This is a genomic window from Streptomyces sp. NPDC033221 (genome assembly GCF_055577005.1).
Genome location: NZ_JBVIQN010000029.1, coordinates 39,112 through 66,056 on the forward strand (window position 1 = coordinate 39,112; position 26,945 = coordinate 66,056).

A 26,945-nucleotide genomic window follows, 5' to 3' on the forward strand; every position below is an offset into this window, starting at 1 on the left:
TTCAGGTCCTGTCGAGCGCGCCGCGCAGGAAATCGCGTTCGAACCGGAGGAGGTTCTCGGTGACCGCCGCGTCAGCGGGCGCGTGTCCCGCTCCGGGCAGCGGCAGCACGCTGTGCTGTTTCCCGGCGGCCAGCAGCTCGGCGGAGAAGCGGAGGGTGTGTGCGGGGGCCACGTTGTCGTCCGCGAGCCCCTGGACGAGGAGCAGCGGGCGGCGCAGCAGGTGGCCGTGGCCCACCAGGGAGGAGCGCGCGTAGTGGTCCGGTGTCTCCAGGGGGTGGCCGAGGTAACGTTCCTTCCAGTGCGTGTCGTACAGCCGCTGGTCCGTGGGGGCGGCTCCGGCGACCGCCGCGTGGAAGACGTCGGGGCGGTGCAGCACGGCAGCGGCGGCCAGGAAGCCGCCGAACGACCAGCCGCGGATCGCCACCCGGGACAGATCCAGGTCCGGAAAGCGCGCGGCGGCCGCGTGCAGCGCGTCGGCCTGGTCCTCCAGTACGGGGGTGAGCTGGTCGCCGTGGACGCTCTTCTCCCAGGCCGGGCCACGGCCGGGGGTGCCGCGGCCGTCGGTGATCAGTACAGCGAAGCCTTCCTCGGCGAACCACTGCGCGACACAGGCGAACCAGGTGCGCGCCCGCACCGCGAGCCGGATGCCGGGGCCTCCGTACGGGGCGAGCAGTACCGGCAGCTTTCCCGAACCGGGCTCGTGCCAGGAGGGCAGGTACAGCGCACTGTGCAACGCCCGTTCTCCCAGGACGAGGTGTTCCGGGCGCGGGGTGACGACCGGTTCCTCGCCGAGTGAGGCGATGGACCCGGAGGGTGCGTCTGGCCCGGAGCTGCGCACGTCGGTCACCGGCCCGGAGCCGTGCACCTCGGTCACCGGCCCGTCCGGTGTCACCCCGCTGAGGACCACCGTGCCGCCCGCTGCGACGGCCGTGAAGAGCCCCGGCCCCTCGCTCAGCCGGGACAGCCCGTCTCCTGGGGCCCACTGCCACACATGGACCGTCGTCGGCTCCTCACCGGCGGTGAACCACACCCGTTCCCCCTCCACGGCGACGACCTCGCACACCTCCAGGCCGGGCGGTGTCACGACGGCGCCGCCCACGCTCAGGTGACGGGTGCAGGGCGTGTCCTCGGGCAGGATCAGGGCTCCCGAAGCCGTACGGGCCGGGGTGCCGGGCACGATCACGGTCCAGGCGGGGTCGGTGCGCTCGTGCAGCACCTCGGTCGCACCGGTGTCCGCCGCGACCGTCAGCGTGCGCAATGTCCGCTGGTCGCGGCTCTGTACGCCGATGAGCGGCCCGTGTCCGTCCCAGCCGGCGCTGACCAGGTACTCGTACGCGACCCGGTCCCACGTCACCTCGACGCGCCGCCCACCGGAAGCGGTCACCGGCATGATGTGCAGCGTCACCTCCGCGTTGGCCGTCCCCGCCGAGGGGTACGCCACCGCCCGCGGCGGCCGCTCGGGGTGTGCCGGATCGCTGATGTGGCGCCGCTCCACGCGAGCGGTGTCCGCCCTGGCCACCAGGATGCGGCGGCTGTCCGGGGCCCACCAGTGGCCACGGGAGCGGCCCATCGACTCGGCGGCCACGTACTCGGGCAGTCCGTAGGTGACGTCCGGGCCCTCGGCGGCCGCCAGTTGCCGGTCCGTCCCGTCTTCCAGGGCGACGACGTGCAGCGATCCGCCGGTCACATACGCGATGTACCGCCCGTCCGGAGAAGGCCGGGGATCGACGACCGGCCCGGCGGCCGGTACGCGGAAGGGGGCGCCTCCGTCCGTACGGACGACCCACAGCGCGCCGGAGAGCGCACAGGCCGCCACGCGCGCCGCCGCGTCGGTCGCGTACGCCACCACACCGGTGGCATGCTCCCGGACCCGCTCTCGGTGTACCCGCTCCGCTTCGGGCAGCCGCTCTTCCGCAGCCGAACTCCCCTCCAGAAGCGCCGGGTCGACCAGCACGCGTTCTTCGCCGCCCTCGTGGAGCCACAGCCGGCCTACGGGATCGCTGCCTTTGCCCGTACGGATGAACAGCACGCGGCGGCCGTCCGGAGAGACGCCGAACTGACGCGGCACGCCGAGAGTGAAGCGCCGGGTCCGTGCGAACTGCCGGGGAAACGCGGCGCGACGGTCGTCACAAGAGTCATCAGCAAGGGTCATACCGGGACTCTCGCACGCACCCGCCCGGCTTCCAGCGCTTTCGCGTCAGTCCCGGCTCCGCTTTCGAACTCCGGGCGCGGCCCCGGGAGGCACCGTCGGCCGGAAATATGACGAAGCCCCGCGGACGGGGGACCGCGGGGCTTCGTTCGACAAGTGTACATGTGTTCAGGTGTGGCGTCCTGGTGAGCGCGGTGCGCTTCCTCTGTACGGCTCACGGGCTCTGCTCCACCGGCATCCGCGCCCGCGAAGTGGGATGATGGCCTCGTGACGCTGGAAGATCTCGTCCGGCTCCGCCGGGCCCGTGACCGGATGGACCGCGAGTACGCCAAGCCGCTCGACGTGCCGGCGCTGGCGCGTACCGCCCTCATGTCGCCGGGCCACTTCTCCCGCAGCTTCCGCGCCGCCTTCGGCGAGACGCCGTACAGCTACCTCATGACGCGCCGGATCGAGCGGGCCAAGGCGCTGCTGCGGCGGGGCGACCTGTCGGTCACGGAGGTCTGCTTCGAGGTCGGCTGTACCTCGCTGGGGTCGTTCAGTTCGAGGTTCACCGAGCTGGTCGGCGAGAGCCCGAGCGCGTACCGGGCCCGCAGCCACGACGACGGCGCCGCCATCCCGGCCTGCTACGCCAAGATCTACACCAGACCGGTCAGGAACGGAGAAGCCAGGCAAGCGCCCCGCCCGTAGCGTGTTCCGTATGGACATCAACCTTTCCACCTGTTTCATTGCCGTCGACGACCACGACAAGGCGCTCGCCTTCTACCGGGACGTGCTCGGCCTGGAGGTGCGCAACGACGTCGGATTCGAGGGCCTGCGCTGGGTGACCGTCGGCGCGCCGTCGCAGCCCGACGTGAACATCGTTCTCGAACCGCCGCTCGCGGACCCGAACGCCTCGCCCGCCGACCGCGAGGCCATGGCCGAACTGCTGGCGAAGGGCCTGCTGCGCGCCGTCATCTTCTCGACCGACGACTGCGACGCCACCTTCGAACGCATCCGGGCCGCGGGCGGCGAGGTGCTGCAGGAGCCGGTGGACCAGCCGTACGGCGTCCGCGACTGCGCGTTCCGCGATCCGTCCGGCAACATGCTGCGCTTCAACCAGACCCGCAAGCAGTGAGCGCGCCGCTCGACGTCTGAGGGGCGGCCTCGGCTCGGGTGACCGGTAAGCCGGGGGCGTGGCTGTCACGGTCCTGCAACAGATCCACTTTTCGGGCCCGGAGGCCGGTTTGAGCCTCCGGGCCCTCGGCTAGAGGTGCCGCACGGGAGTCCTGTGGGCCGTGTGGCCGCCGTCGGGCTCCTTCCCCCCACCAGCCGGTCCGTCCGGCACTCAAGAGGAACGAGCACACATGAGCAAGAGCGCGAAGCCCTCGGGCGCCCCGAAGTCCCTGAACACCAAGCGGCGCCTCGCCTTCGGGCTCTGCGGCGGCGTGGCCGTCCTCGCCGTGGCGGCGACCGCGGTGGCCGCCACCGGCGGTGCCGGCCGGGACGGGACGGGCCCGGACAAGGCCGCGTCCCCGCAGGCCCGCAAGGCCGCGAAGTCCCTGAAGGTGATGAGCCTGAACACCTGGCACGGTGGTGCGAAGGTCTCGGACGGCGTTAACAAGATCACGAAGCAGATCCGGACCTCGGGCGCCGATGTCGTGGCCCTGCAGGAGTCGTCCAGTCCCATTGCCAAGGAGATAGCGGGCAAACTGGGATGGAAGCACTATACGGCCAGCGGCACGGACGTCGATCTCCTCAGCAGCAAGCCGATCGAGAAGACGGACGCGTTCTCCGACAAGGGCACCGGCGCGCAGGCGATCGCCGCGAAGATCCAGGGCGTGTGGGTGTACTCGATCCACCTCGATTACACCAAGTACGGCCCGTACAACGCCTGTTTCGACCAGGACGATTACCAGCAGATCCACGCGGACGAGGCGAGCCGGAAGGCGCAGGCCGAGGCCATCGCGAAGTGGACCGGGACGTCACCGGCGATCGTGGCGGGAGACTTCAACACGCCCTCCCACCTGGACTGGACCGAGGCGACCAAGTCCGAGCACTGCAACTCGGCGGTCGCCTGGCCCGCGACCAAGGCATTCGCCGACAAGGGTTTCAAGGACTCCTTCCGCGAGCTGCACCCGGACCCCGCGAAGGAGCCCGGCAACACCTGGTCGCCCGTGACCAAGAAGAACAGCGATTACGACAACAAGCCGGAGCCGCAGGACCGTATCGACTTCATCCTGCACCGGGGCGGCTCGCTGAAGCCCGCCACGTCCAAGACGTTCGGCGGTGGCGCGGACTGGCCCTCCGACCACCTGGCCGTGCTGACCACGTTCACCCTCTGATCGGTCAACGGCTCCTCCCTGTCGCCCGGAACGGACGATGATGGAGGCTTCACTCCCGCCGTGGGGCACTCCCCACGGCGGTCCGGAGCCGTCGAGGAGGCGTTGGCCATGCGTATCCCTGGTCCCGAACCCCGGCCGGACGGCGGGGCGGGCGCGATCGCGGCGGCGGGCGGACTGCACACCTACCAGCTGCGGCTGCACGCGGAGTACGGACCTGTCGTACGGTTCCAGCTTCCGGGCGCGGAGACGGCCGTGTCGGTCGCCGACCCCGTGCTGCTGGAAGCCACCGCCCACATCGACAAACGGCCGGAGCGGCTGTTCGCGTTCCTGGACCCGCTGTGCGAGGCGGGCAACCTCCAGGTGCTGCCGGCCGACGAGCACACCCCCTGGCGACGCGTCCTGCTGTCGGTGTTCGCCGGACGCCCCTCACACGAACGGCACTTCGCGCACTTCACCGCCCTGGCCACCGATCTCGCGGACCGCTGGGCCGAACAGCACGGCCGCGGGCCCGTCGTCCTGCAGAAGGACCTCACCGCCCTGTCGCTGCGGATGATCTGCGAGTACGCGCTGGGCGGCGACGCCGCGGACCCGGAACGCGTCGTCGCGGCCTTCGAGGACGTACTCACCGAATACCTGGGACGGCTCTACCAGGTGCCGGTCCCGGGTACGCAGGAGGAACGCGCCGAGCGGGCGGCGCGGGCCCTCGCCCACCTGCGCGCGACGGTCGACCGAGTGGTCGCGGCGCATCGCACCGGCGGCCGCACGGACCGCAGCGACCTGATCGGCGCGCTGGTCGAGGCCGGTGAGCGGCCCGCGCGCATCCGCGACACCGTCATGGTGGCGCTGCTGGCCGCCCACCACACCACCGGAGTCGCGGTCTCCTGGACCCTGCACCTCCTGGGCCGCCACCCCGAGGTGGCCGAACGCGTCGCCGGCGAACTGGACCGGGTGCTCGGCGACCGCCCGGCGCCGGACTACGCCGACCTGCGGCACCTCACCTACCTGGACATGGTGCTGAAGGAAGCGATGCGGCTCTACCCGCCCGGCCCGTACGGCGCGCGGGAGACGACCGAGCCCCTGCTCCTCGGCGGGTACGAGATCCCGGCCGGGACGACGATCTTCTACCCGTTCTGGGCCGTACACATGAACCCCGACCACTGGCCCGAGCCCGAGAAGTTCGTACCCGAGCGTTTCGGCCCGCGGGAAGTGGCCCAGCGGCCGCGGCTGGCCTACATCCCGTTCGGCCTCGGGCCGCGCAGCTGCGAGGGTGCCGGTCTCGCCATGGTCGAGGCCGAGCTGGTCCTGGCCGTCCTGCTCAAACGCCTCCGCTTCCGGCCCGAACCGGGACACGAGGTGACGCCGGTCGAACGGTTCGTGCTGTGGGCGGGCGACGACATCCACCTGCGCGTGAGCCCGCGCGACGCGGGCCGGCGTCCGTGATCCCCGGCGCGCCGGCCGCCGGGCCGGCCCTACCCGCGCTCTGAACCCGGCTCGGCGGAGCCGTCCGGGAGCGCTTCGGGTTTCGTGTGCAGAATCTCGCGGGCCTGCTCCGCGGCGCGGGCGATGCTCTCGGAGACGAAGTCGACGAACCGGGCGATGTTCTCCAGGCGGGCGGCGGCCGGGGTGCCGGGGCCGAGGACGCCCACGCCCTGCCGTGCGATGCCGACGAGGTGGGCGGTGGCGCGGGCGCTCGCCATCATCGACTGGTACCAGACATCGTCGTCGACGACGTAGCGCTCGCGGCGGCTTTCGTCGCGCTCCCGGCGGACGAGGCCCTGGCTGTCGAGGTACGTGATCGCCTTGGAGACGGACGCCGGGCTGACCTGGAGGCGCCGGGCGAGTTCGGACGCCGTCAGTCTGCCGGAGTCGGTGATGGTGAGACAGGCCAGCACCCGGGCCATCATCTTGGGCATGCCCGAAGCCATGAGGACGGTGGTGAACACCTCCTCGTACTCGCGTACGGCTTCGGCGTCGCGTCCGTGGACCGGCGGCAGCGCCTCCGGGGCCCGGGGCGTGGCCTGCCTGCGCCGGTGGGCTCGGCGTTCGGTGGCGCGATGGGCGAGGTCGGCGCGGTAGGCGGTGGGACCGCCGTTGCGCATGACCTCGCGGGTGACGGTCGAGGTCGGGCGGTCGAGGCGTCTGGCGATCTCCGCGTAGGGGAGGCCGTCGGCCAGCCCCAGTGCGATCTGCTGGCGTTCCTGCTGACTGAGCCTGCCGCCCGGCATCGAGGTCTCCTTCGTGGTGCGTCGGGCTGTCAGCATAGCGTTCATCTTCATATCGTTGCAACGGAGGGAGCCCTGTTGTTGCGTTAATCGGTTGACCAGTGCAACGAAAAGGCTGGTTTGACCTGGGCTTATGTGGATTGTGCGCAACGTTGCTGTTGCCGGATGTGTGAATGCAACGTAGCGTTTCCAACGTCAGAAACGACGAACCGAAGGAAGACACCATGCAGAAGTTCGACACCCCCGCCCCGGTCTCGGCCATCCTCGACATCCCCGCGGGACGCATCCGCTTCATCGCCGCCGACCGGGCCGACAGCACCGTCGAGGTGCTGCCCGCGAACGCCTCGAACAGCCGCGACGTGAAGGCGGCGGAGCAGACGCTGGTCGCATACGGCGACGGCGTCCTGCGGATCGAGGCCGCGCCGCCGAAGAACCGGATCCTCGGCAACGGCTCCGGGGCCGTCGAGGTGACCGTCCAGCTGCCCGCCGGCTCCCGCGTCGAGGCGAAGACGGCCAGCGCCGAATTCCGGGGTGTGGGACGGCTCGGTGACGTCGCCTTCGAGGGTGCGCACGGCTCGGTCAAGCTCGACGAGGCCGAGAGCGCCCACCTCACCCTCCTCGACGGCGACATCGTGGTCGGCCGCCTGGGCGGCCCCGCGGAGATCAGCACTCAGAAGGGCGACCTCCGCATCACCGAAGCCGTACGCGGCACGGTCACGCTGCGCACCGAGAAGGGCGATATCTCGGTCGGCGCCGCCCGCGGTGTCTCCGCCTCCCTGGACGCCGGCACCTCGTACGGCCGGATCACCAACACGCTCAAGAACGCCGACGGCGCCGCCGGCCTGAACATCCACGCGACCACCGCTTACGGCGACATCGTCGCCCGCAGCATCTGATCCGCGCTCTGCGATCCGTACCCACCGACCCGCCGCTTTTGAGGAGCACCATCATGACGACCATGACAGGCAAGTCCACCGAAGCCCTCGACACCGCCGGGCCGGACCGCCCGGACCTGCGGAAGACCATCCAGGACATCGTCGATTCCGGTTTCACCGGGGTGACGCTGCGCGTGCACGACGAGCGGGGCGAGTGGGCCGGCAGCGCCGGAGTGGCCGAGCTGGGCGGAACCGAGCGGCCGCCGGTGGACGGGCACGTCCGGATCGGCAGCAACACCAAGACCTTCACCGCGACCCTGGTGCTGCAACTGGTGGCAGAGGGGAAGATCGGGCTGGACACCCCGGCGGATGACTACCTGCCCGAGTTCGGGCTGGACCGGCGGATCACGGTGCGGATGCTGTTGCAGCACACCAGCGGGGTGTTCAACTTCACCGGCGAGCTCTTCGAGGACGGGACGTTCAAGCCGGGGATTCCCTGGCAGGGCAAGGAGTGGGCGGACAAACGGTTCACGACCTACACGCCGGAGGAACTGGTACGGCTGGCGCTGTCCAAGCCGGCGCGGTTCGAGCCGGGGGCGGACTGGAGCTACTCCAACACCAACTATGTGCTGGCCAGGCTACTGATCGAGAAGGTCACCGGCCGCTCGTGCGCCGAGGAGACGCGGGAGCGGATACTGGAGCCGCTCGGGCTGTCGGGCACCGTGGTGCCGGGCGCCTCGCCGGAGATCCCCGAGCCGCACGCCCACGCGTACTACCGGTACGAGGACGGGGACCGGCAGGAGACGATCGACGTCACCCGCCACAACCCCTCCTGGATCGCCGCCGGCGGTGACATGATCTCGACCACCCAGGACCTCCACACGTTCATCACCGCGCTCGTACGCGGCGAACTCCTGCCCGCCCCGCTGCTGGCCGAGATGTGCGAGCCGCATCCCAAGGCCGGTTACGGACTGGGAGTGTTCGTACAGGAAACGGAGGGCGGCGGCACCATCATCACCCACAACGGCGGCATCATGGGCCACGGAGCGCTGATGTACAGCACGCCCGACGGCAGGAGGACCCTGACCGCCTCGCTGAACTACGTGGACGACGCCGCACTGTCCCTGGCCGGGCCGTTCCAGAAGGCGACGCAGCGGCTCATCGCGGAGGTCTTCGGCAGCGGACAGACCGAGCCGGCTGACGAGGCCGCCGAAGCGGCCCAGCCGGTGGAATGAGCACCTCGGACGGCCGCGCTCCCCGGCGGGGCGCGGCCCACGGGCCCGGGACGCTGGGCCCGTGGGAATGCGGATAGCGGTGCTCGGGCCGGTACGGGTCTTCGACGGCGACGGGACGCCGGTCGGCGTCGGGGGCGCGAGGCCGCGAATGCTGCTCGGCCGACTGGCGCTGGCCGCAGGCGACTTGGTGACGCCCGACGCCCTGATCGACGGCCTGTGGGGCACGCGCCCTCCCGCGGACGCGGTCAACTCGCTCCACGCGCTGGTGTACCGGCTGCGCAAGGCCCTGCCCGACGGCGGGGTGCTGGAGTCGACGGGGGCGGGCTACCGGCTCGCGGTGCCGAAAGATCACGTGGACGCCGTCCGCTTCGAAGCGCTGGCGGCGCGGGGCGGGCGGGAACTCGCCGCGGGGGCGCCCGAGGAGGCGGCTTTCCTGCTCGGCGAGGCGCTCGCGCTGTGGCAGGGGTCCGCGCTGGCCGATGTGCGGGAGGCCCCGTTCGCGGGCCCGGCCGGAGCCCGGCTGGAGGACCTGCGGATTGCGGCGCTCGAAGACCGCTGCGAGGCCGAGCTGCGGCTCGGCAACCACGCCGGGGTCCTGGCCGACCTGGAGACGGCGTCGGCAGAGCACCCGCTGCGGGAACGATAGGCCGCACTGCGTATGCGTGCCTTGCACGCGGCGGGCCGCCAGTCCGCCGCGCTGGCCGTGTTCGAGGACGTACGCGGCAGGCTCGCCGACGAGCTGGGCGTCGATCCCTCGACCGGGCTCCGGGAAGCGCATCTCGCCGTACTGCGCGGCGACGGGAAGCGGCCCGCCGTACGGTCCGGCCCGGCACCCGGACACCTGCCCGCGCGGCTGACCTCGTTCCTCGGCCGGGACGGCGAATTGCAGCTGCCCGACGGGCTGATGGAGAGGTCTCGGCTGGTCACGGTCGTCGGCCCCGGCGGGGTGGGCAAGATGCGGCTGGCCGTGGAGGCGGCGTCCATGCACCGGGCCCACCGGCAGGGCCGGCTGTGGCTCGTCCCGCTGGCCGGGGCGCGCGGGCACGACGGAGTGGCCGACGCGGTACTGGGCACGCTCAGCACCCCGACCGCGCCACGGCCTTCCGGCGACAGCCGCACGGAGCCGCTGGACCAGGTGACCGACCTGCTCGGCGGCGGAGAGGCCGTACTCGTCCCGGACAACTGCGAGCACGTCGTCGACGCCGTCGCGAAGTTCGCACGGCACCTGCTCGAACGCCGCCCGAGCCTGACCGTCCTGGCCACCAGCAGGGAGCCGCTGGAGGTCATGGGCGAATCGCTCTGCCGCCTCGGGCCGCTGCCCCTCCCCGCCCAGGGCGCTGACCCGGCCGAGGCCGCCGCGTCACCTGCCGTACGGCTCTTCGTCGAACGGGCCGCGGCCGTACGGCCCGGATTCACGCCCGACGAGCCCACGATGGGAGCGGTGGGCGAGGTGGTACGCAGGCTGCACGGCCTGCCGCTGGCCCTAGAACTGGCCGCGGCCCGGCTGCGGTCGATGAGCGCCCAGCAGATCGCGCGGCGGCTCGACGACCGGTTCCGGCTGCTGTCCACGGGCAACAGGGCGGCGCAGCCGCGGCAGCGGACCCTGTACGCGGTCATCGGGTGGAGCTGGGAGCTGCTGACCGGCCACGAGCGGACGCCGGCACGGCGGATGGCGGTCTTCCCCGCCCCGACCGGGCCCGAAGCCGTCGAGGCGGTCTGTTCGGGCGGCGCGCTGTCCGCCGGGGACATCCCGTACGTACTCGGTTCGCTGGTCGACAAGTCCCTCGTGGAACGGGCCGGGGACAGCTACCGCCTCCGGCAGCCTGCTCCCGCCCGCCCAGCACCGCGAGATGTGGACCATGCTGTCCACCGAGGGCGCCAACTGGATGCCGCACGCCACCTACGGCCTCGGCGTCTTCGAACTGGACCGGGCGGTGACCGGCGGCGCGCACCTGCGCGGCAGCATGCAGGGGTCCCGCCTCGCCGTTGTCGGCACCCCCGACGGCAAGAAGACGATCACCATCCACACCTCCAGGAGCGGGTTCCGGCCCCCGTATGGACGGCAGCGACGGGGGCTGCCTCGGCCATGAAGAGCGGGGGAGGGGCCGGGAACGACGCTCCGGACGGCGCGGCGACGTACGACTCGCCGGGCCGCCCGCGTACATCAACTCATTGCCCTTGGCGGGCGAACGTACGGATCATCATCTCGATGGAGTGCAGGGGAAGCACGAGATCGACGGCACCGGTCTCCAGCGTCGCCTCGGGCATTCCGGGATAGTCGGCGGAATCCGGGTCCTGCACCACCACGGTGCCACCGCGGCCCTTGACGGCACGGGCGCCCAGCGCGCCATCGCGCCCCGTTCCGCTGAGGACGAAGGCCCAGGCGCCGTCCCCGTACGATTCGGCGGCCGAGGCGAACAACCGGTCCGCCGCGGGCCTGACCCGGTTCACCCGCTCGGTGTCGGACAGTTCCATGGTGCCGCCCGGCCCGATGAGCAGATGCCGGTCGGGAGGCGCCAGGTAGACCCGCCCGGCCTCCGCCTGCTCGCCGTCCCGGGCCATCGTGACCCGGACCCGCGTGCGCCGCTGGAGGATCGTGTCGAGCTGTGTGCGGTGCCGCGGACTCAGATGCTGTACGACCAGCGTCGGCACCGGCGGCCCCGAGACGAAGGATCCGAACAGCTCCAGCAGCGCGAACACGCCGCCGGCCGAAGCGGCGATGGTCACCACGGCGCAGCTCTCGTCGATGCATCGCGGCGTCGCCATACCGCGACTCTAGACCCGGACCTGCCCGACCGGGCGCCGCCGGGCGGTCACTGTCCGAAAAGCCGTCGGCCGGAATTCCGGCCGACGGCCCGAGGTCCCCTCGAAGGGGCGTAGAGGTGCCTATAGGGCAGCGCGGTGCGGCACGGCCTGCGCCCGAGGCTCGGCGCTACTTGAAGAGGCGGTCACCGCTGTTGGCCATGCGGTGACTGCCACCGTGCCGGTTCACCCAGTCGCGGATGTGGTTGATGGCGTTGGCGCACTGCCAGCTGTCGTTGTACTCGTGCTCTCCGGTGAAGTTGCCGTAACCCGCGATGATGCCGTCCACGCGCGCATCGCCCAGCAGTTTGTCGACGTACCACGGATCGTTGTAGGTGGTCGTCCAGGACAGGGTGGCCGCGAGCTGCCCGGCGGCACGGTCCGCGGCGCCCTTCTTCAGCTCCGCGCAGGTGTTGTAGGTGGCTTCCGTGCAGTTGCCGAAGCCCTTGCCGATGTTGTTGTCGCCGTAGTCCATCACCCGCCGACCGTTCGGGAACCCGGAACCGGACCGGTTGAAGGCGTTCCGGACCTGATCGCGGGTCCCGGTCGTCGTGATGCCCTCCAGTTTGCCGAGCTTGTGCTCCAGGCTCTTCCAGCCCCGGCCGCCGACGTCCGGGGTGTCGCCGCCGTGGTACTCGAAGAACCCGTAGAGCACCTGTATCCCGGCAGCCGTCAGCCGCTGTGCCTTGTCCCGGAGCCCGGCGACACTGCACGTACGGTTCTGGGCTTCTCCGCAGTAGTTCGGGTCCTTGATGTCCAGCCAGACCAGCGCCAGCCGGCGCCCCGCGTTGGCGTTGGAGACAATGCGGTCGATCATGCTGTCGAAGCTGGTGCCGTACCGGTTGTCACCGGCCGAGGAACAGTCGTGCCAAGCGCGCCATTCGTTCGGGTTCCACCAGGCACAGACATCGATCTCGATGGCGTTGGCACCGTGCTTGAGCGCGGCGTCCACGCCGTCCAGGGTGTTGACCCGGTGCGCGATGGCGTAGATCGCGTGACGCTGATCGGCTGCTGCCGCCGGTGCCGTACCGGCCGCGGTGACGCCGACGATCGCGCACAGCGCCGCCAGCAGCGCCAGTACCCTCCGCGGGCCGGAGCGACGTCGAAGATGAGTGGTCAAGAAGGTTCTCCTTCAAGTGGGTGTCCTGTAGCGCCCCTGGCGAGCGGGCGCCGCACCCTTCGCGCGCCGTTTCCGTCGCCGCTGTCCCCACGGCGCTCCTCTTCCGTGAAACGTGACGGCGACAAGCCGTCCAGCTGCGGCGAAAATATCCCGCCCGACGCGGCTTTCGTGATGTGTTATCGGTCTATTTCCAGCGGCAAACAGCCATTCTGGCCACGCGTTCCCGCTCCTCACGGCCGGCCCGTATCGGGTGCCGTGTTCCGAGGGCGTGCGGGAGTACGGAACTACGGGAGGGAGTACGGGAGCAGCGGTACGAGTGTGGGCGCGAACCCTCCTACGTACCGTCCTTCCGGCGCACCATCTCGGTAATCCAGACGGGCGCGAACGGAGATGTGCAACCCGGCGAGGTCGGATAGTCCTTGAGCACCTCCAGGCGCTCGCCGATGGCGATGGCCCGGGCGCGGTATTCGGCGTGCTCGATCCCGATCTGCGCCAGGCAGTGGTTCATCGCCCACTGCAGGCGGTCCGGGGCGTCCTTCATCTCCGCCTCGATGGTGTCGAGCAGTCCCGCGAGGTCGAGGCCTTCGGGCTTCTTCGCCACGCGTTCGGTGGTGAGCGCCCAGCCGGCGCTCGCGACCACCGGGTCCGGATCGGCGGACCAGGCCGGCCGCAGCTCTTTTGCGTGCGGGCTCTTCTTCACCACGTAGTTCACGAGCCAGTCGTGCACCTTGGGCGTACGCGCCTCGCGCAGCATGCCGTCCAACTCGTCACGCCCGAACGCCTTCGGACGGCAGATGAGAAGGGCCAGCAGCCTCGCCGCGGTGTCGTTGGTCTCCCAGAGCCGGCAGGCGAGTTCCTGCTGCGTCTTCAGCCGCTTCGCGAGTGCGCGCAGCTTGCCGAGGTGCACACCATGATCGTCGCCGTGTCTCTCGTTCACCTCACGTGTCTTCGGGTCCGCCAGCCCGGCCAGCTCGGCCAGCACGTCGGCCAACGCGGTCTCGACCACCTCGGCCTCCCGTCCCTCGCGCGCGAGAACTCAGCCTACGACGAAAGCCGGCCTTTCGCCGTACGGCCGGCCTCTTCGGTCGGGCACGTCCGGCCTGCCCTTTCCCCTTTCTGTCCGGCAGAACAGGAATGCGTCGTGTCCGCTGACGCCGACAGATCACCGGCGGCCGCCTCGGCGATCTCCACGGCCGCAAGCGGCTCTTCCTGATCAACCTGCCCATTGGCCTGGCGGCCCTCCTCCTCGGCCTTCGCTACCTGCCCGAATCAGCCGCCCAGCGCGAGTCCGGCCAGCAGGGCCCCGGCCTGCGGAGCCCGCCGTCCGTACTGACGTGCGGCCAGGCTCATCGGCAGCCAGGCACCGCCCATCTCCGACCTGTTTTGCGCGGCCTGCCTGCGCGGGAAATATCGAACGCTCACCATCCCGGCGTCGTATTTTTTCGCTCTGAAGCGGCCCGCCGGGGACCGCCGGGCGGCACGGGCCCCCGTACGTCCCACGCAGCCCACTGCGCCGCCGCCCTGGCCTTTCGTCCGGCCTTCGCTACCGTGTACGGGTCCTCTTGGCGGAACCACTGAATGGTTGCAGTACGACTTGCAAAGTGATCTGGGTAACATAAAAGAAGCGAACAGCGAACAGCGAACAGCGAACAGCGAACAGCGAACAGCGAACAGCGAACAGCGAACAGCGAACAGCGAACAGCGAACAGCGAACAGCGCCTGACGTGTAGCGGCAGCCGGGCGTCCGGAAGCGGCGGCCATGTACGGTAGCCGGCCGCTTCGCGTGCCCGTGGGACACGACGCCCATCGGTGGAGCACCTTCCAGGGGGAGCGCACCCTGGTGGTCACCGCTCGCACGGTCACCTCGACCGTCAGGGTCCTTGAGGCGCTGCCCGCCCTCCTGCGTGGCGACAGCCGGGTGACCGTCGTGTTCGCCCACGACCCCACCTCCGCCTTCAACGACGGGGTCCTCGACCTGCTCCGTGCTGCCGGTTGCCGGGTCATGCCCTGGGGCCAGCTGGAAAGTGCCGCGCCCGACCTGATCCTCTCCGCCAGCGAGAACGTCGATGTGCCGGAGGGCGATTGCCCGGTGCTGGTGCTGCCGCACGGCGTGGGCTTCCAGAAGTTCGTGCCGGATTCGCGCAGTTCCCGCGACCGGCTGTCCGGCGTCGTACCGGACGCGTTGCTGGAAGCAGGGCGTGCCTGGCTCGCCGTTTCCCACCCGGACCAGGAAGACCAGCTGGTCGCCGCACACCCGAAGGCCGCGGGACACACACTGCTCGTCGGAGACCCGTGCCTTGACGAACTCGCCGCCGGCTTGCCGTGGCGCCGGGCCTACCGAGAGGCGCTCGGGGTGGCGGATGATCAGTGCCTGGTCGTGGTCAGTTCCACCTGGGGGCCTACGTCGCTGCTGGGCGCGGAGCCGGAGCTGCCTGCTCGTCTTCTGGCGCAACTGCCGTACGACGAGTATCGGGTCGGAGCGATCGTGCACCCCAATGTGTGGGCGGCGCACGGAGGTTGGCAGGTCCGTACCGTACAGGCCGCCGCACTGGAGGCGGGGCTGCTGCTGATGCCGACGGTTCATGCCTGGCGGCCGGCGCTGGTCGCGGCCGATGTCGTGGTCGGCGACCACGGCTCGGTGACCATGTACGGGGCGGCGCTCGGCAAGCCGGTGCTGCTGGCCGCCTTCGGCCAGGACGCGGTGCCGGGCACCGCCATCCACGCCCTGGCGTGCGTCGCACCCCGGCTCGATCCGCAGGAAAGTCTTCAGCAGCAGATCGATGACGCCGTGCGTGAGCACACCCCGCAGCGGTACGCCGCGGTTGCGGAGCAGGCGTTCGCCGAGCCCGGACAGGCGCTGGCCCGGCTCCGTACCGCCGTCTACCGTCTGCTGAAGCTGCCCGAGCCGTCTGCTTCCGCACCTGCTGCGCGGATGCTGCCACTTCCCGAGCCGCCGGCTTCCGAGGTCACATCGTGGCGCGTGACCACCACTGCCACCGAGCAGAGCGGACAGGCAAGTGGACAGACAGGTGTGCCGACAAGCGGGCAGACAGCGGTCACGGTGTGCCGCTTTCCCGGTGCCGGGCCCGGCCTCGGCGGCGACGTACCGGAAACCGCCGCCGTGTCGTTCTCCCACCTGGCCTGCAGGGACGACGAGAGTGACCGACGGCTGGTCGAGAGCGCCTCGGTCCTGCTGCGCCGATGCCCGGCCGCGACCGCGATCGAGGCGCTGCGCTGGATACAGGACACTCTCGCCCAGTGGCCCGGCAGCCTGCTGGCAGCGACGGCGCTAGGCTCCGGCGGTTTCCTGGTCGGGTGCCGCGACGGGCGAGTCGTGGAAACCACGGCGACCGGCCCCGCCCTGGACCCAGGGCTGCCTGCCGCCATCGTCTACACCTGCCTGCGCGCCCAGCTCCCGCTCGACGACGTCACGGTACTGCTGCGGATCGGCACGGCACGCGAGGAGGATGTCGTACTGCGCCTGCGCCCCAAGCCGCACCCGAAGCCGTACCCCGAGCTACTGGGGAGGCTGCCCGCCTGAAACCGAGGCTGCCTGCCGCCTGTCTGCCGCCTGCCTCCTCCGCCCGGTTGCCGCGCGGGCGTCACTCTTCGTCCACCGCAAGACGCGGCGCCAGACGCGCCAGACGTTCCCGGAGCGTCTGCGCGAAGGGGCTGCCGCCCGCCTCGTGGATTTCGAGGGCCCGGGTCAGGCAGGCGTGCACGGTGTCCTGGTCCGCACGGCCGGTCCGTTCCGCGATGTCGGCCATGGTCACCAGTGCCTGCGCCTCATAGTGGGTCGCCTGTTCCGTACGCAGCACCTGGGCAGCCTCGTGGAGCGCACGGAGAGCCGCGTCGGGATCGCCCAGGTGGTCGTACACCGTGCCGAGAGCGGCCGTCACTCGCGCCGCCATCCGCCGGTCCGCACGGTCCAGGAGGTCCTGGTGCGCCTGCTGGAGCGTGGCCAGAGCCTCCGTGTGATCGCCGTGCGCGTCCAGGGCGCAGCCCAGGAAGTAGGCGGCGATGGCCGCGCCCCGTACTTCGCCGGCCTGCTGGTTCAGGTCGAGGGAGTACCGGTACGCGCCGATGGCACGCCCGGGGTCGGCCCGGTCCCAGTACCGTCCGTAGAACTCCTGCACGGATGCGCGCAGGACGAGGTGGCCGGACACCTCCGCACAGGCGACCGCGGTTTCCAGTTCCGTGCGAGCCCGGTCGTCTTCGCCCAGGTCCAGCAGCGGGCGTGACAGCAGGCTGCGCAGGCGGGCCTCGGCCGCCGGCACCACCGCGGCCGCTGCCGCTGCCGCTCCCAGTTCCAGCGACTCCTTCCACGCCCCGAGGTGCCGCTGATGCAGGAAGAGCACCGTGAACGCCTCGGCCAGCTGCCACGTCGGCGTGTGCAGTTGCTGCCGGGCGGCCGTACGCAGGACGGTCAGGATGTTGGCGCGTTCGGTCTTCAGCCACTCCAGCGGGGCCGGACCGTCCTCGGCTGTGAACGGATTGCGTGTCCGGTCCAGTAGTTCGGACAGGTCGGCGATGCGCAGGCGGTCCTCCCTGATGGCCCGGTCGGCAAAGGCCGTCAGGGTCAGGTAGTGCATCAGGACCCGTTGGGCGAGCGCCGCCTCCTCGGTCGCCGGCTCTTCCGCGACAGCGCGTTCGCGGGCGTGCAGGCGCACCAGGTCGTGCATGAGGTAGCGGCCGTCATCGCTCACATCCAGGAGGCCGGCGGTATCCAGTACGTCCAAGAACGGCTCCACCCCCGCGGTGTCGCTGCCCGCTGCGGCCGCGGCCACTGCCGCGTCGAAGCTGCGTACGGGCAGCCAGCCCAGCAGACGGTAGAGGCGGGCGGCACCCGGTGGGAGCAGCCGGTAGGAAGGATTGAGCACAGCGGACACCGAATGCTCCCCTCGAAGTGACAGACCGGCGAGCCGCCTGCTCTCGTCGTCCAGTTCCGCGGCCAGCGATGCCAGGCTCAGCCGACGGCTGGTGAGGAGGCGGGCCGCCGCGACGTGGAGCGCCACCGGCAGACCGCCGCACAGCTCGACCAGCCGCTCGGCGGCCGGTCGCTCCGCGGCCACGGCCTGCTCGCCGCACCGTTCGGCCAGCAGGGCCAGGCCGCCGGCCAGGTCCAGCGGTTCCAGCGGGATCAGCGCGGCCCCGTCGACGGCGGCCAGCTCCCCGAGCCTTCCGTGGCTCGTCACCAGCACCACGCTGCCCGGCCCCTTGGGAACCAGGGCCCTGACCTGGGCGGGCTCGCTGACGTCATCGAGCACCAGCAGCATCCGCAGGCTCGCCGAACGCGACCGGAACAGCGCGGTGCGCTCGGCGAGCGAGCGCGGCATGTAGTCCTCGGTCACGCCCAGCGACCTCAAGCACATGGCAACGGCCTCGGAGACGTCCGCACCGCCCCTGCCGCCAGGCTCCCGCAAATCCCCGAAGTCGACGTACAACTGTCCGTCCGGGAACCGTTGCCGGGACCGCTCGGCCCACCGGCAGGCCGTCGCCGTCTTGCCTACGCCGGGCAAGCCCTCCAGTACTCCCAGCGCGACGCGCGCCGGGCTGCTCCCGCCACCACCACCGGGCAGGCACCCGTCCAGGAGGGCAAGGTCCGCAGTGCGGTTGACGAAAGCAACGGTCAGCGACGGTACCTGGTCCGGCCTGGCCGGAACGGGACTCGGTACGGGACTTGGCGCGGGCGGCGGCTGCATGTGGAAGGTGATGGGGCCGTGGATGTGCGAGCCCTGGAACGCCGGACCGTGGTACACGCCACCGCTGACGGAGCTGACGGAAACGTGCGAGGCTTCCTGCCCCAGCTCGGAGAGCAGGCTCCGCAGCTCCTCCACGGCCGACGGGTCGGCCTGCAGCACGCTGAGCATCCGCTGACGCCAGTCGGCCTCGATCTCTGCCAGCGCACCGGTGTCGCCCGCCGCACGGGCCTCCGCCAGTTCGTCCCCGGCGGCCTGGAGTTCCTCGTCGGTGGCCCCGCGCGCACCGCGCCGTTGGAAGAACCGGCTCACTCGCTCTTTGGCCTGCCCCCAGGTCTCCGAAACCATCAGCCCGACCAAAGTCGTCGCCCCCGACGCCGCGAGCGCCGCCAACTCGGCTTCCACCCAACCCCCTCGTTTTCGGCCTGCCCCGACGGAGCGGCCCGTCCCACCGTAGAGTGATCCCGTGGCCTTGCCCAGCCCGTCCCACGCCGTCACCTTTGCCGTATACGGCCCGGGAACGGACGTGTGACGGCGCAGCACGTCACCGGATCACTCTGCGCTCGATCGACCAAGATCGTAAAACGGGACGGGCCGCTCGCGCTGGGGCGGGAGCCGGGAGTCGCAGAGCCGAAAGCCGGAAGCCGAAGAGCCGGGAGTCGAAAAGCCGGCGCGTGGTCGGCCAACCGGCACCTGTGGACCGCGGCGGTCGCCGGGTGCAGGATGTGCGGAGCGACCGATACACCGCCTGCGGTGCTCGGTTGGCCGCCTTCTCGGAGACCGGGACCATGCCGTGAGTCGGAAGGGAATCGGATCGGCCGGTGGCGCCGTGCGCGTGACGCGGCCGATCAGCACCAGTGTGGCCGTCGGCATCACTGTGGCGGTGCTGGCGCTTGCCAACCTGGTCAACAGCCGATGGGCGCCGTCATTCGGGCTGCTGACTGCCGTCGTGGTGTGCGTGTTGCTGCTGGGGGTGTTGTTCTGGGCCGGATGCACCTGGGCGGATGCGGGACTGGATGCTGCGACGCTGAAGCGCGGCGCAGGCTGGGCGATGGTCCTGATCGGGCTGGTCGGCGTGGGCTACGCCGCGGCGGCGCTGCTGCCGGTCACCCGGGGCCTGTTCGCGGACGAGCGGTACGGCGGGCTGACCGGTGGCCAAGTGGCGTTACGCGTCCTGGTCACGGTGCCGGTCGGCACGGTGCTGCTGGAGGAGATCGCCTTCCGGGGTGTGCTGTACGGCCTGGTGCGCCGGGCCCGGGGCGCGGTGTGGGCGACGGCCGTGTCGAGCGTGTTGTTCGGGCTGTGGCACGTCCTGCCGTCGCTGGGATTGGCGACCGACAAGCCGGCCCTGACGCCGCTGTTCGGCCGCTCCGCGCTCGGGGCGGCGGTCGCCGTGGCGGCGGCGGTGCTGTTCACCGGGGCGGCGGGCGTGCTCTTCTGCGAACTGCGCCGCCGTAGTGGGAGCCTGCTGGCGCCCATGGGTCTGCACTGGGCGGCCAACGCGTTCGGCTACTTGACCGGCTTCCTGCTGCGGTGACTACGCGATACGAGACTACGGGACTACGGCGACCGGCCGGGGTGACGGCCCGGGCCCGGACCCGGGGGCGCGTTCCCGCACCGTCCCCGCCCCCTGCCGCCCCCCCCGAGACGCGCGGCATACGCCGTCACTTATCACCACCGATGATGTCTTTGAGTCGGCCGAGGTCCTGCGCAGTGACGTCCGCGGGCCGCATGACGGCGTGCCACGCGTCCACGTATTCGGTGGTGTAGGTGTGCCCGTGGCCGGGCGGGACACCGGTGGCGAACGGAAGGTCGGCGGTGACCTGCCAGAAAGTCACCAACGGTAGCCACACCATCTGTTCGAGTACGTCGGAGCCTGGATGCTGGCCGATCCAGTCCGGTTCGCTGTAGACGAGGCGCGGGCTCCACCAGACGATCGGGTCGGACGGGTGCATGAGGTAGAGGGCGCGGCTGCCGTTCCAGGGCCGGTCCGCCGGCGGGATGCCCGCGGTCGGATCGTTGGCGAACCGGACGGTCCGCCCGCTTTTGTAGACGGGCTGGGCCTCGGGACTGCCGGCGTCACGGTGGTCGCTGAACTCCCGGAACAGCGTGTTGAAGGCCGGCGGGCCGGCGAACAGGGTGCCCGCGGTGCGGTTGCGCAGGTCGTACTCCCCGCTGAAAGCGGTCTCACCGCCGAAGGACCCCAGGCTCTCCCCGCTGACGAACAGCCGCGGGCGCTGGTCGGGCGGCAGCTTCGACCAGGCGTCGTACACGGCGTCGAAGAGGGCGCGGCCCGCCTCCCGGGCCTTGGTCTGGTCGACCAGGTAGGAGAGCCACGACGGGAGGTAGGAGTACTGGGTCGCGACGGTGGCGGAGTCGCCGCCGCTGAGGTACTCGAAGGAGTCCACCGCGGCGGGGTCGACCCAGCCGCTGCCGGTCGTCGTCATCACGAGCAGGTTCTTGCGCTGGAAGCCGCCCTGACGGGTCAGATCGGCGACCGCCTTGGCGGCCCGGGACTCCGCGCTGCCGGCCGACGCCAGTCCGGCGTAGGACCGGACCGGTTCCTTCGCCGGGCGGCCGGTGAACTTCCCGATGGCGGCCGCCGACGGACCGGTGCCGGTGAAGTTGCGTCCTTGGAGGCCCAGCGAGTCCCACGGTACGAGCGAGCCCGGCCCGCCCGAACGCAGGGTCGTCGTGGGCCGGTGTGCTCCTTCCTCGGTCGTCGTGTCGCGGAGCGAGAAGGTCTCGTTGGCGAGGCTGACGAGGCCGTCCAGCAGCAGCCCGGTGAAGATCGCCCAGACGAGAGCGGCGATGGCGGTCCAGCCGACGGCGGACGCGGCACGCGGCCCGATCCAGCGCTTGAGCAGGCGCACGAGCCGGCGGTACAGGCTGCGGATGCCGCGCGCGGTCAGCAGAAGGAGGTAGAAAACCAGCACCGCGATGAGGGGCGATGCCACGGCGAGCGGGACGTTGTAGTCAGTCACCCCCATCAGCCGGCGGATTTGGTACTGCCAGTACTGCCCGAAGCCGAAGAAGAGGCCGAACAGGATGACTGCGCCGAGGAAGAAGGCGGACCAGGACCTGCGCTTCGGGGGCCGCGGATCCCGATCGGCGAACGCGCGCCACATCCGCGCGGCGAGTACCCCGGCCGCGTAGCCGAGGGCCGCGTTGATGCCGCAGATCAGCCCCTGGAGGATGCCACCGCGCGGGAGCAGCGACGGGGTGAAGGAGAGGCAGGCGAACAGCAGCGCGCCCCAACACCCCGGGAGCGTGACGGACAACGGCTTCTGGCGACGACGGGGCTTCGGCGACGGAGACGGGGCTGCCGGCGCCCCCGAGGTGTCTTCCGTCATGGTTACCTCCGTCCGAAGGACCCAAGGACCCAAGGACCCACTGGGACAACACAACACCCAACGCCACCACCGAAGCCGGTGCCGGTCCAAGAGCAGGATCAGGACCGGGACCAGGGGCGCGACCGATCCCACCAAAACGATGCGATCGAGCGCGTCGGCAGCGGTACTCCGAGCGGCATGTGCGGTGCGGAGCGAAAGAGCGTGCGCGGGCTCGTTCCGACGGCAGGCGGCCGGCGTACGGAACTTCATGGCCGGGGCCTGCCCCGTCTGCAGTCGACAGTAGGGCGCCTGCGCGAAGGGAGCCATAGCCGGACGGGCCAAAAGGCAGCGGCGTCCGGGAGCCGCGGTCCGATCCGTACCGCGGCCGCCCTCGGCTTGACAGGCAACCAAAGGGTTGCCAATCTGGAGGTGAGGGGGTCGGACGACATGGACGAGGTATTCAAGGCGCTCGCGGACGCGAGCCGCAGACGGCTGCTGGACCGGCTGAACGAGCGGGCCGGGCAGAGTCTGCGCGAGCTGTCCGCGGGGCTGGAGATGAGCAGGCAGGCGGTGTCCAAGCACCTGGCGGTCCTGGAGGGCGCGGGTCTGGTCACGGCGGTCCGCCAGGGCCGGGAAAGGCTGCACTACCTCAACCCCGTACCCATCCACGACCTCGCCGACCGCTGGATAGGCCAGTACGAGCGGGGCCGGATGGCCGCACTCAGCAATCTGAAGCACACCTTGGAAGGAACGGCGATGAGCAAGCCCGAGTTCGTCTACACGATCTACATCCACACCACACCCGAGAAGCTCTGGGAGGGGCTGACCAGCCTGGAGTTCCTGAAGCAGTACCACGGCGGCTACGCGCCCTCCTCCGACTGGAAGACCGGCTCGAAGGTGCTGTGGCCGGTCGAGGACGGCGGCGAGCCGCAGGACCTCGGCCAGGTCGTCACCGAGTCGGAGCCCGGCAAGCGGCTCGCCTACACCTGGCACACGCTGCAGCCGATGCACCAGAAGATGTTCGGCATGAGCGACGCGGAGTTCACCGAAGCCGTCAAGGAGCGCTCGAAGGTCTCCTTCGACATCGAGCCGGCCGAGGAACCGGAACTGGGCGTCAAGCTGACCATCACCCACGACGGCTTCACCTCGGACGACTCCAAGATGCTCGAGGGCGTCAGCGGCGGCTGGACCATGATGCTGTCCGAGCTGAAGACGATCCTCGAAAGGGTCTGATCCGCTCACCGGCCTCGGCCTGGTCTTGGCGACCCCTGCGTCACGTCATTCCCGCGACAGGTGTGTGGTGCGTCATCACCTTGCGAAAGCGAACCCTACGAGACCGAAGAAGGTGCTCGAAGCGAGTGTCACCAGTGCGTACCATTTCGGGTACTCGTATTTTTCCCTCGTGATGCCACGGCGTCGCTCTTCGGCGTATTTCAGATACGGTTTTCTGACGGGGATCAGACCGATGGTGAGACCGATCCATCCGAAGGAATAGACGACCAGCATCTGCTCGGCATTCCAATGCTGGTACTGAAGTCGCCCTACCACAATCATGCCGAGACAGCATGCGAAAGAAGCCGCGAAGCATGCCAGTGTCACCGTGCGCACCCTCAAGGTCCTACCCACGGTCAAACAGAGGATGAAAGTGGCGCAAGCTGCCATCAGCAGCAGATACGGAAGGGGGAGTCGTGCCAGCACGCTGGTCCTTTCGACGGTACCCGAGGGTCGGCGGGGTGTGCGCGCCGACCCTCGGGTGTATTCCTGCAGCGTATCTGTCAGGAGTGCGAGCAGGTCACAAGCCCAGTAGGCCAGTGATCGGCGAGATGAGGTCGTGACCGATCTGAGTGATCTTCGTGCCGATTCGAGTGGCTTTCGAGATGCCTTCGAAGTCGGCGAGCTTTCCGATCCACTTGGACTGGCCGAAAGTGACCAGGCCCAGGAGGGCGCTCCCGACGGACTGCCTGAACTCGGAGCTGCCCAGCCCGTATCCGTAACCGGTGAAGCCGACGTTGAGCGCACTGAAACCGAGGGAAGCGAATGCTGAGAACTCCGCGACGGCCGCTGCGTACGGTGCAGCGGGAGCGGCGGGGGTCATGGAGAGCATCAGGGCCGCGAAACTGGAACCAGCGGAAAAGAAACCGGTGAAGATGCTGGCAGTATTGGTGAAGTTGGCCAGATCCCGCGCCAGCTTTATATCCCAGGGAAGCTTATCGGTCTTGTCGTTCTCCGGAGTGTCGGCGGGGTTTTTCCCGGCCTCCTTGGCCCGGCGTGCTTCCTCGGCGGCCTTTCTGGCTGCCTCCGCTATTTCGGCCTTGCGCTTGGTCGTGGCGATCCGGTGCGCCTGGGTAGCGGCCACTGCCGCCGTCTTGGCGTCCTTGCCGGCCTGGAGGGCAAAGGCGCGGGCGGACGCGGCCGAGGACTGTGCGGAGTTCGCGGAGGCCACGGCGCGGCGAGCGGCGTCCACCGCGACGTTGGCGGAGTAGTTGGCCGTGCGGGCGGCCGTGCGGGCGCCGGCAGCGGCCTGCTTTGCCTTGTCGGCCGAGTGCTGGGCGTTCTTGGCCGACTGCTCGGCGGCGTCGGCGTTCGACTCCGCCTGCTTCTTGTAATCGTCGGCCTTCTTGGCCGACTTCTGCGCCTGGTCCGCCCATTCCAAGGCCTTCGCGGCATTGTTGCGGGCGTGTGCCGCCGCCTCCTGCGCACGGCCGGCGGCTTCCTGCGCCTTGTGCGCGATCTTTCCGGCGGCGGCGATCGCGCCCTGAATGGCGGCGATGTGCGTCGCGGAGTCGTAGTCGAGCTGCGCGGTCTTGTACTGGGTGGACATGAGGAGGTTGCGGCGCATCCACGCCGGGCCTTCCATCGCGACCTGGGCGTGAGCCTTGGTGTAAGGACCCGCGCCGGCGATGAGTGTGGAGGTCGCAACCGACTCGTCCTCCTGCTGCGCTGCCTCGAACGCGTCGTTGAAGAACGCGTGCAGTGCCTTGGCGCTCCCGTCGTCCAGGGCGTCGCTCGCGGCCTTCTTCACCGCCTTGCCGGGGGAGGAGGCCAGCACGCGGCCGATCGCGACACGGTTGTCGTCCAGGGCGGCCTCGATGACGCCGGTGCCGAGGAACGTCGTGGCGGCGTCCGGGGCGTCGCTCTGCAGCGCCTTGGTCGCTGCTTCGGCGATGTCCGGGGTGGACGTCCGGGCGATGTAGAGAACGGTCTCCCGGTCGTCCTGCCGCTGCGCGATCAGGCGGTCGGTGTCGATCCAGGCGTGGATGTCGGCGTCGGTGCCGGACAGGGCGAACCGGGCGGCTTCCCGCGACCAGGAGCCGTGCGAGTCCATCAGGGCGATGGCCGCCTTGCGGCCGAGGGTGGTGGCAAGGCCCGTGTTGCCGGACTTCAGCGCCGACTCCGCCTGGGCGATGGCGTCCTTCGTCGCCTGTGCCGTCCGTTCGGCCAGCGTGCGCTTGCCCGCGAGATCCGCCTGCTCCTGCTCTTCGAGCTGCGCGAGCAGACGCGCCTCTTCCATCGCCTGCTTCTTGTCCTCGTCCAGGCGCTGCCACTCGGCTTCCCGCGCCTGCTTCTCCACCTCGACCGCCTTGTCCACGGCCTCGGTGGCGGCGTTCGCGGCCTTGGTGGCCTCGTCGGCGAAGGCGGTGGCCTTGTTCGCGTAATCGACGGCCTGGCCCGCATACTGGGCGGCCCATTCGGCGGCCTCCGCAGACTTCTCCGCGTGATCGGCGGCGCTGTTCGCGGCGTCGCGCGCGGTACGGGCGGCTGCCGCTGCCGCGTTGGCCAGAGCCTGTGCGGTGCCGGCGGCGTTGGTGGCGATCGCGGCGTTGGCGCTCGCGATCCGCGCCTGCCGCTTGGCCTCCGCCGCATGCGCCTGTGCCGCGCCGGCGGCGGTGGCGGCCGTGGCGGAAGCGTTCGCGGCGGCCGAGGCGTTCCGCGCCGCGGAGGCGGCAGCGGCCCCGGCGCCGGCCGCCTGGGCCGACGCGGTGGCAGCGTAATCGGCGGCCTTCGCCGCGCTGCGTGCCTTGGCAGCGCCGTCGCGGGCGGCGATGGCGGCGCTCTTGGCGGCCGATGCCTTGGAGGCGTCCTTCGAGGCGGCGATGGCGGCCCGGTAGGCCGCGGAGGCGGCGGACCCGGCGATGGCCGCGGCATGGCTCGCCGCGGTGGCCGCATAGGCGGCGCGGCGGGATGCCTGTACGGCGGCGTGGGAAGCGCGGATGGCGATCCGGGCCGCGTTGGCAGCATCGTGCGCGGCCCCGGCGGCCTTACGGGCCGCCTTGCCGGACAGGGCCACATCGTTCTCGGCCGCCTTGGCCTCGACCGCCGCCTTGTCCGCTGCTCTCTTGGCTTCGTCAGCGGCGGTCTTGGCGCGACTGGCGGCCTCCTCGGCCAGCTTCGTCTTCGCGTCGGCCTTCTTGCCCTCGCGCTCGACGACCGCGACGAGTTCCCCGATGGAGGCGGCTTCCTGGTCACGGGCGCGGGCGATGTGCTGGCCGGTGTCGAGGAACCACTCGACGTCATTGGCCGTGCCGTCCAGGGCGCGCGAGGCGTACTTCTTCACCTCCGGGCCCGCCTGCACCAAGAGCGTGGACACCTCGAAGCGCGCGTCTTCCAGGCGGGCGGTGTACTGGCCTTCGCCGAGGTACTCCTCGAACGCCTCCTGGGTGCCCGCGTCCAGGGCGGCGCCGCCTTCCCGGCGTACGGCCTTGTCACCCGTGGCCATCACGATCGAGGTGGCCACGCGCAGGTCTTCCAGGATGCCGGCCTTGAAGCCGCCCTTGAGGTAGTCGGAGATGGCGGCGTCACCGTGGTCAAGGGCTTCGCCGGCGTCGCGGCGGGTGCCCTTGCCTGCTCCGACGAGGGAGGACGAGACGGCGACGCGGTTGTCCTCCGCCGTGGCCGCGGGCAGTTCGACGGTCAGGAAGGTCTGGACATCGGCGTCCGAGCCGATCAGCGCCAGTTCCGCGGCCGCGCGGGTGGCCTTGCCGCCCAGCAGCCATGCATTGACCACCTTCGCCCGGTCGGTGTCGGGGAGGTTCAGGGGATCACCGTCGTTCGACGGAGCGTCGGCCCAGGCCGCCACCGGGTTGAGGACCATGTTCGAGGCAGCGACGGCCGCGGTGGCAGCGATGGCGCCGACAACGCGCCGCCGGCTCCAGAAAGTGGTGTCCAAAACGGTCCTTCGGAATCGATGCC

General features: G+C 70.6%; 19 protein-coding genes and 1 pseudogene. 10 read left to right on the forward strand and 10 right to left on the reverse strand.

Annotation, left to right across the window (positions count from 1 at the left end; all coding sequences use genetic code 11):
• Window position 1: 1 nt before the first annotated feature.
• On the reverse strand, window positions 2-2,152 hold the full coding sequence (locus ACZ53K_RS30630; RefSeq protein WP_468842835.1) for a S9 family peptidase: 2,151 nt from the start codon (window positions 2,150-2,152) through the stop codon (window positions 2-4).
• A 264-nt stretch (window positions 2,153-2,416) separates the two neighbouring features.
• Here ACZ53K_RS30630 and ACZ53K_RS30635 point away from each other — a divergent pair, with 264 nt between their 5' ends.
• The 4 genes from ACZ53K_RS30635 (at window position 2,417) to ACZ53K_RS30650 (ending at window position 5,910) form a co-directional block, all read left to right on the forward strand.
• Window positions 2,417-2,836: a helix-turn-helix transcriptional regulator gene (locus ACZ53K_RS30635; RefSeq protein ID WP_468842838.1), complete on the forward strand. Its 420-nt coding sequence runs from the start codon at window positions 2,417-2,419 to the stop codon at window positions 2,834-2,836.
• Between the two features lie 10 nt (window positions 2,837-2,846).
• A complete protein-coding gene (locus tag ACZ53K_RS30640) occupies window positions 2,847-3,263 on the forward strand; it encodes a VOC family protein (RefSeq protein WP_468842841.1) in 417 nt (138 codons plus the stop codon).
• 229 nt (window positions 3,264-3,492) lie between these two features.
• Complete coding sequence (locus ACZ53K_RS30645) at window positions 3,493-4,470, forward strand: endonuclease/exonuclease/phosphatase family protein (RefSeq protein ID WP_468842843.1); 978 nt, start codon at window positions 3,493-3,495, stop codon at window positions 4,468-4,470.
• Between the two features lie 108 nt (window positions 4,471-4,578).
• Window positions 4,579-5,910, forward strand: a complete 1,332-nt coding sequence (locus ACZ53K_RS30650) for a cytochrome P450 (protein ID WP_468842845.1) — start codon at window positions 4,579-4,581, stop codon at window positions 5,908-5,910.
• Between the two features lie 29 nt (window positions 5,911-5,939).
• Here the strand turns inward: ACZ53K_RS30650 and ACZ53K_RS30655 are convergent, their stop codons facing one another.
• Window positions 5,940-6,695: a GbsR/MarR family transcriptional regulator gene (locus ACZ53K_RS30655; RefSeq protein ID WP_468843041.1), complete on the reverse strand. Its 756-nt coding sequence runs from the start codon at window positions 6,693-6,695 to the stop codon at window positions 5,940-5,942.
• A gap of 221 nt (window positions 6,696-6,916) precedes the next feature.
• On the opposite strand from ACZ53K_RS30655, the gene ACZ53K_RS30660 reads away from it, so the two are divergent.
• The 3 genes and pseudogenes from ACZ53K_RS30660 to ACZ53K_RS30670 all read left to right on the forward strand — a co-directional run bounded on the left by ACZ53K_RS30660 (window position 6,917) and on the right by ACZ53K_RS30670 (window position 11,080).
• Window positions 6,917-7,588, forward strand: a complete 672-nt coding sequence (locus tag ACZ53K_RS30660; protein WP_468842847.1) for a DUF4097 family beta strand repeat-containing protein — start codon at window positions 6,917-6,919, stop codon at window positions 7,586-7,588.
• 53 nt (window positions 7,589-7,641) lie between these two features.
• On the forward strand, window positions 7,642-8,802 hold the full coding sequence (locus ACZ53K_RS30665) for a serine hydrolase domain-containing protein (RefSeq protein ID WP_468842849.1): 1,161 nt from the start codon (window positions 7,642-7,644) through the stop codon (window positions 8,800-8,802).
• 148 nt (window positions 8,803-8,950) lie between these two features.
• A pseudogene (locus tag ACZ53K_RS30670) lies at window positions 8,951-11,080 on the forward strand (AfsR/SARP family transcriptional regulator).
• Here the strand turns inward: ACZ53K_RS30670 and ACZ53K_RS30675 are convergent.
• From ACZ53K_RS30675 to ACZ53K_RS30690, 4 genes are all read right to left on the reverse strand, one after another.
• On the reverse strand, window positions 10,972-11,568 hold the full coding sequence (locus tag ACZ53K_RS30675) for a chemotaxis protein CheB (RefSeq protein ID WP_468842851.1): 597 nt from the start codon (window positions 11,566-11,568) through the stop codon (window positions 10,972-10,974). The pseudogene ACZ53K_RS30670 and the gene ACZ53K_RS30675 overlap by 109 nt on opposite strands.
• A 166-nt stretch (window positions 11,569-11,734) precedes the next feature.
• Complete coding sequence (locus ACZ53K_RS30680) at window positions 11,735-12,724, reverse strand: PI-PLC domain-containing protein (RefSeq protein ID WP_468842854.1); 990 nt, start codon at window positions 12,722-12,724, stop codon at window positions 11,735-11,737.
• 334 nt (window positions 12,725-13,058) lie between these two features.
• Window positions 13,059-13,730, reverse strand: coding sequence for a DNA alkylation repair protein (locus ACZ53K_RS30685; protein WP_468842857.1), 672 nt, complete (start codon window positions 13,728-13,730; stop codon window positions 13,059-13,061).
• A gap of 263 nt (window positions 13,731-13,993) precedes the next feature.
• Complete coding sequence (locus ACZ53K_RS30690) at window positions 13,994-14,149, reverse strand: hypothetical protein (RefSeq protein WP_468842860.1); 156 nt, start codon at window positions 14,147-14,149, stop codon at window positions 13,994-13,996.
• A gap of 334 nt (window positions 14,150-14,483) precedes the next feature.
• Between ACZ53K_RS30690 and ACZ53K_RS30695 the strand changes: the two genes are divergently transcribed.
• Window positions 14,484-16,265 carry a hypothetical protein gene (locus ACZ53K_RS30695; RefSeq protein ID WP_468842863.1) on the forward strand — a complete coding sequence of 594 codons (1,782 nt, stop codon included), beginning with the start codon at window positions 14,484-14,486 and terminating at the stop codon, window positions 16,263-16,265.
• A gap of 61 nt (window positions 16,266-16,326) precedes the next feature.
• Here the strand turns inward: ACZ53K_RS30695 and ACZ53K_RS30700 are convergent, their stop codons facing one another.
• Complete coding sequence (locus ACZ53K_RS30700; protein WP_468842866.1) at window positions 16,327-18,828, reverse strand: NB-ARC domain-containing protein; 2,502 nt, start codon at window positions 18,826-18,828, stop codon at window positions 16,327-16,329.
• A gap of 388 nt (window positions 18,829-19,216) precedes the next feature.
• On the opposite strand from ACZ53K_RS30700, the gene ACZ53K_RS30705 reads away from it, so the two are divergent.
• Window positions 19,217-19,960 (forward strand): lysostaphin resistance A-like protein, encoded by a 744-nt coding sequence (locus tag ACZ53K_RS30705; RefSeq protein WP_468842869.1) that lies wholly within the window; start codon window positions 19,217-19,219, stop codon window positions 19,958-19,960.
• A gap of 127 nt (window positions 19,961-20,087) precedes the next feature.
• On the opposite strand, the gene ACZ53K_RS30710 is transcribed toward ACZ53K_RS30705, so the two are convergent.
• The gene (locus ACZ53K_RS30710) at window positions 20,088-21,776 is read right to left on the reverse strand and encodes an alpha/beta hydrolase (protein ID WP_468842871.1); all 1,689 of its coding nucleotides are present in this window, start codon (window positions 21,774-21,776) and stop codon (window positions 20,088-20,090) included.
• A gap of 426 nt (window positions 21,777-22,202) precedes the next feature.
• On the opposite strand from ACZ53K_RS30710, the gene ACZ53K_RS30715 reads away from it, so the two are divergent.
• The gene (locus ACZ53K_RS30715) at window positions 22,203-22,988 is read left to right on the forward strand and encodes an ArsR/SmtB family transcription factor (protein WP_468842874.1); all 786 of its coding nucleotides are present in this window, start codon (window positions 22,203-22,205) and stop codon (window positions 22,986-22,988) included.
• A gap of 75 nt (window positions 22,989-23,063) precedes the next feature.
• Here the strand turns inward: ACZ53K_RS30715 and ACZ53K_RS30720 are convergent, their stop codons facing one another.
• Together ACZ53K_RS30720 and ACZ53K_RS30725 are read right to left on the reverse strand one after the other, a co-directional pair.
• A complete protein-coding gene (locus ACZ53K_RS30720; protein ID WP_468842877.1) occupies window positions 23,064-23,453 on the reverse strand; it encodes a hypothetical protein in 390 nt (129 codons plus the stop codon).
• A 94-nt stretch (window positions 23,454-23,547) separates the two neighbouring features.
• The gene (locus ACZ53K_RS30725) at window positions 23,548-26,922 is read right to left on the reverse strand and encodes an ALF repeat-containing protein (protein ID WP_468842879.1); all 3,375 of its coding nucleotides are present in this window, start codon (window positions 26,920-26,922) and stop codon (window positions 23,548-23,550) included.
• Between the last annotated feature and the right edge of the window lie 23 nt (window positions 26,923-26,945).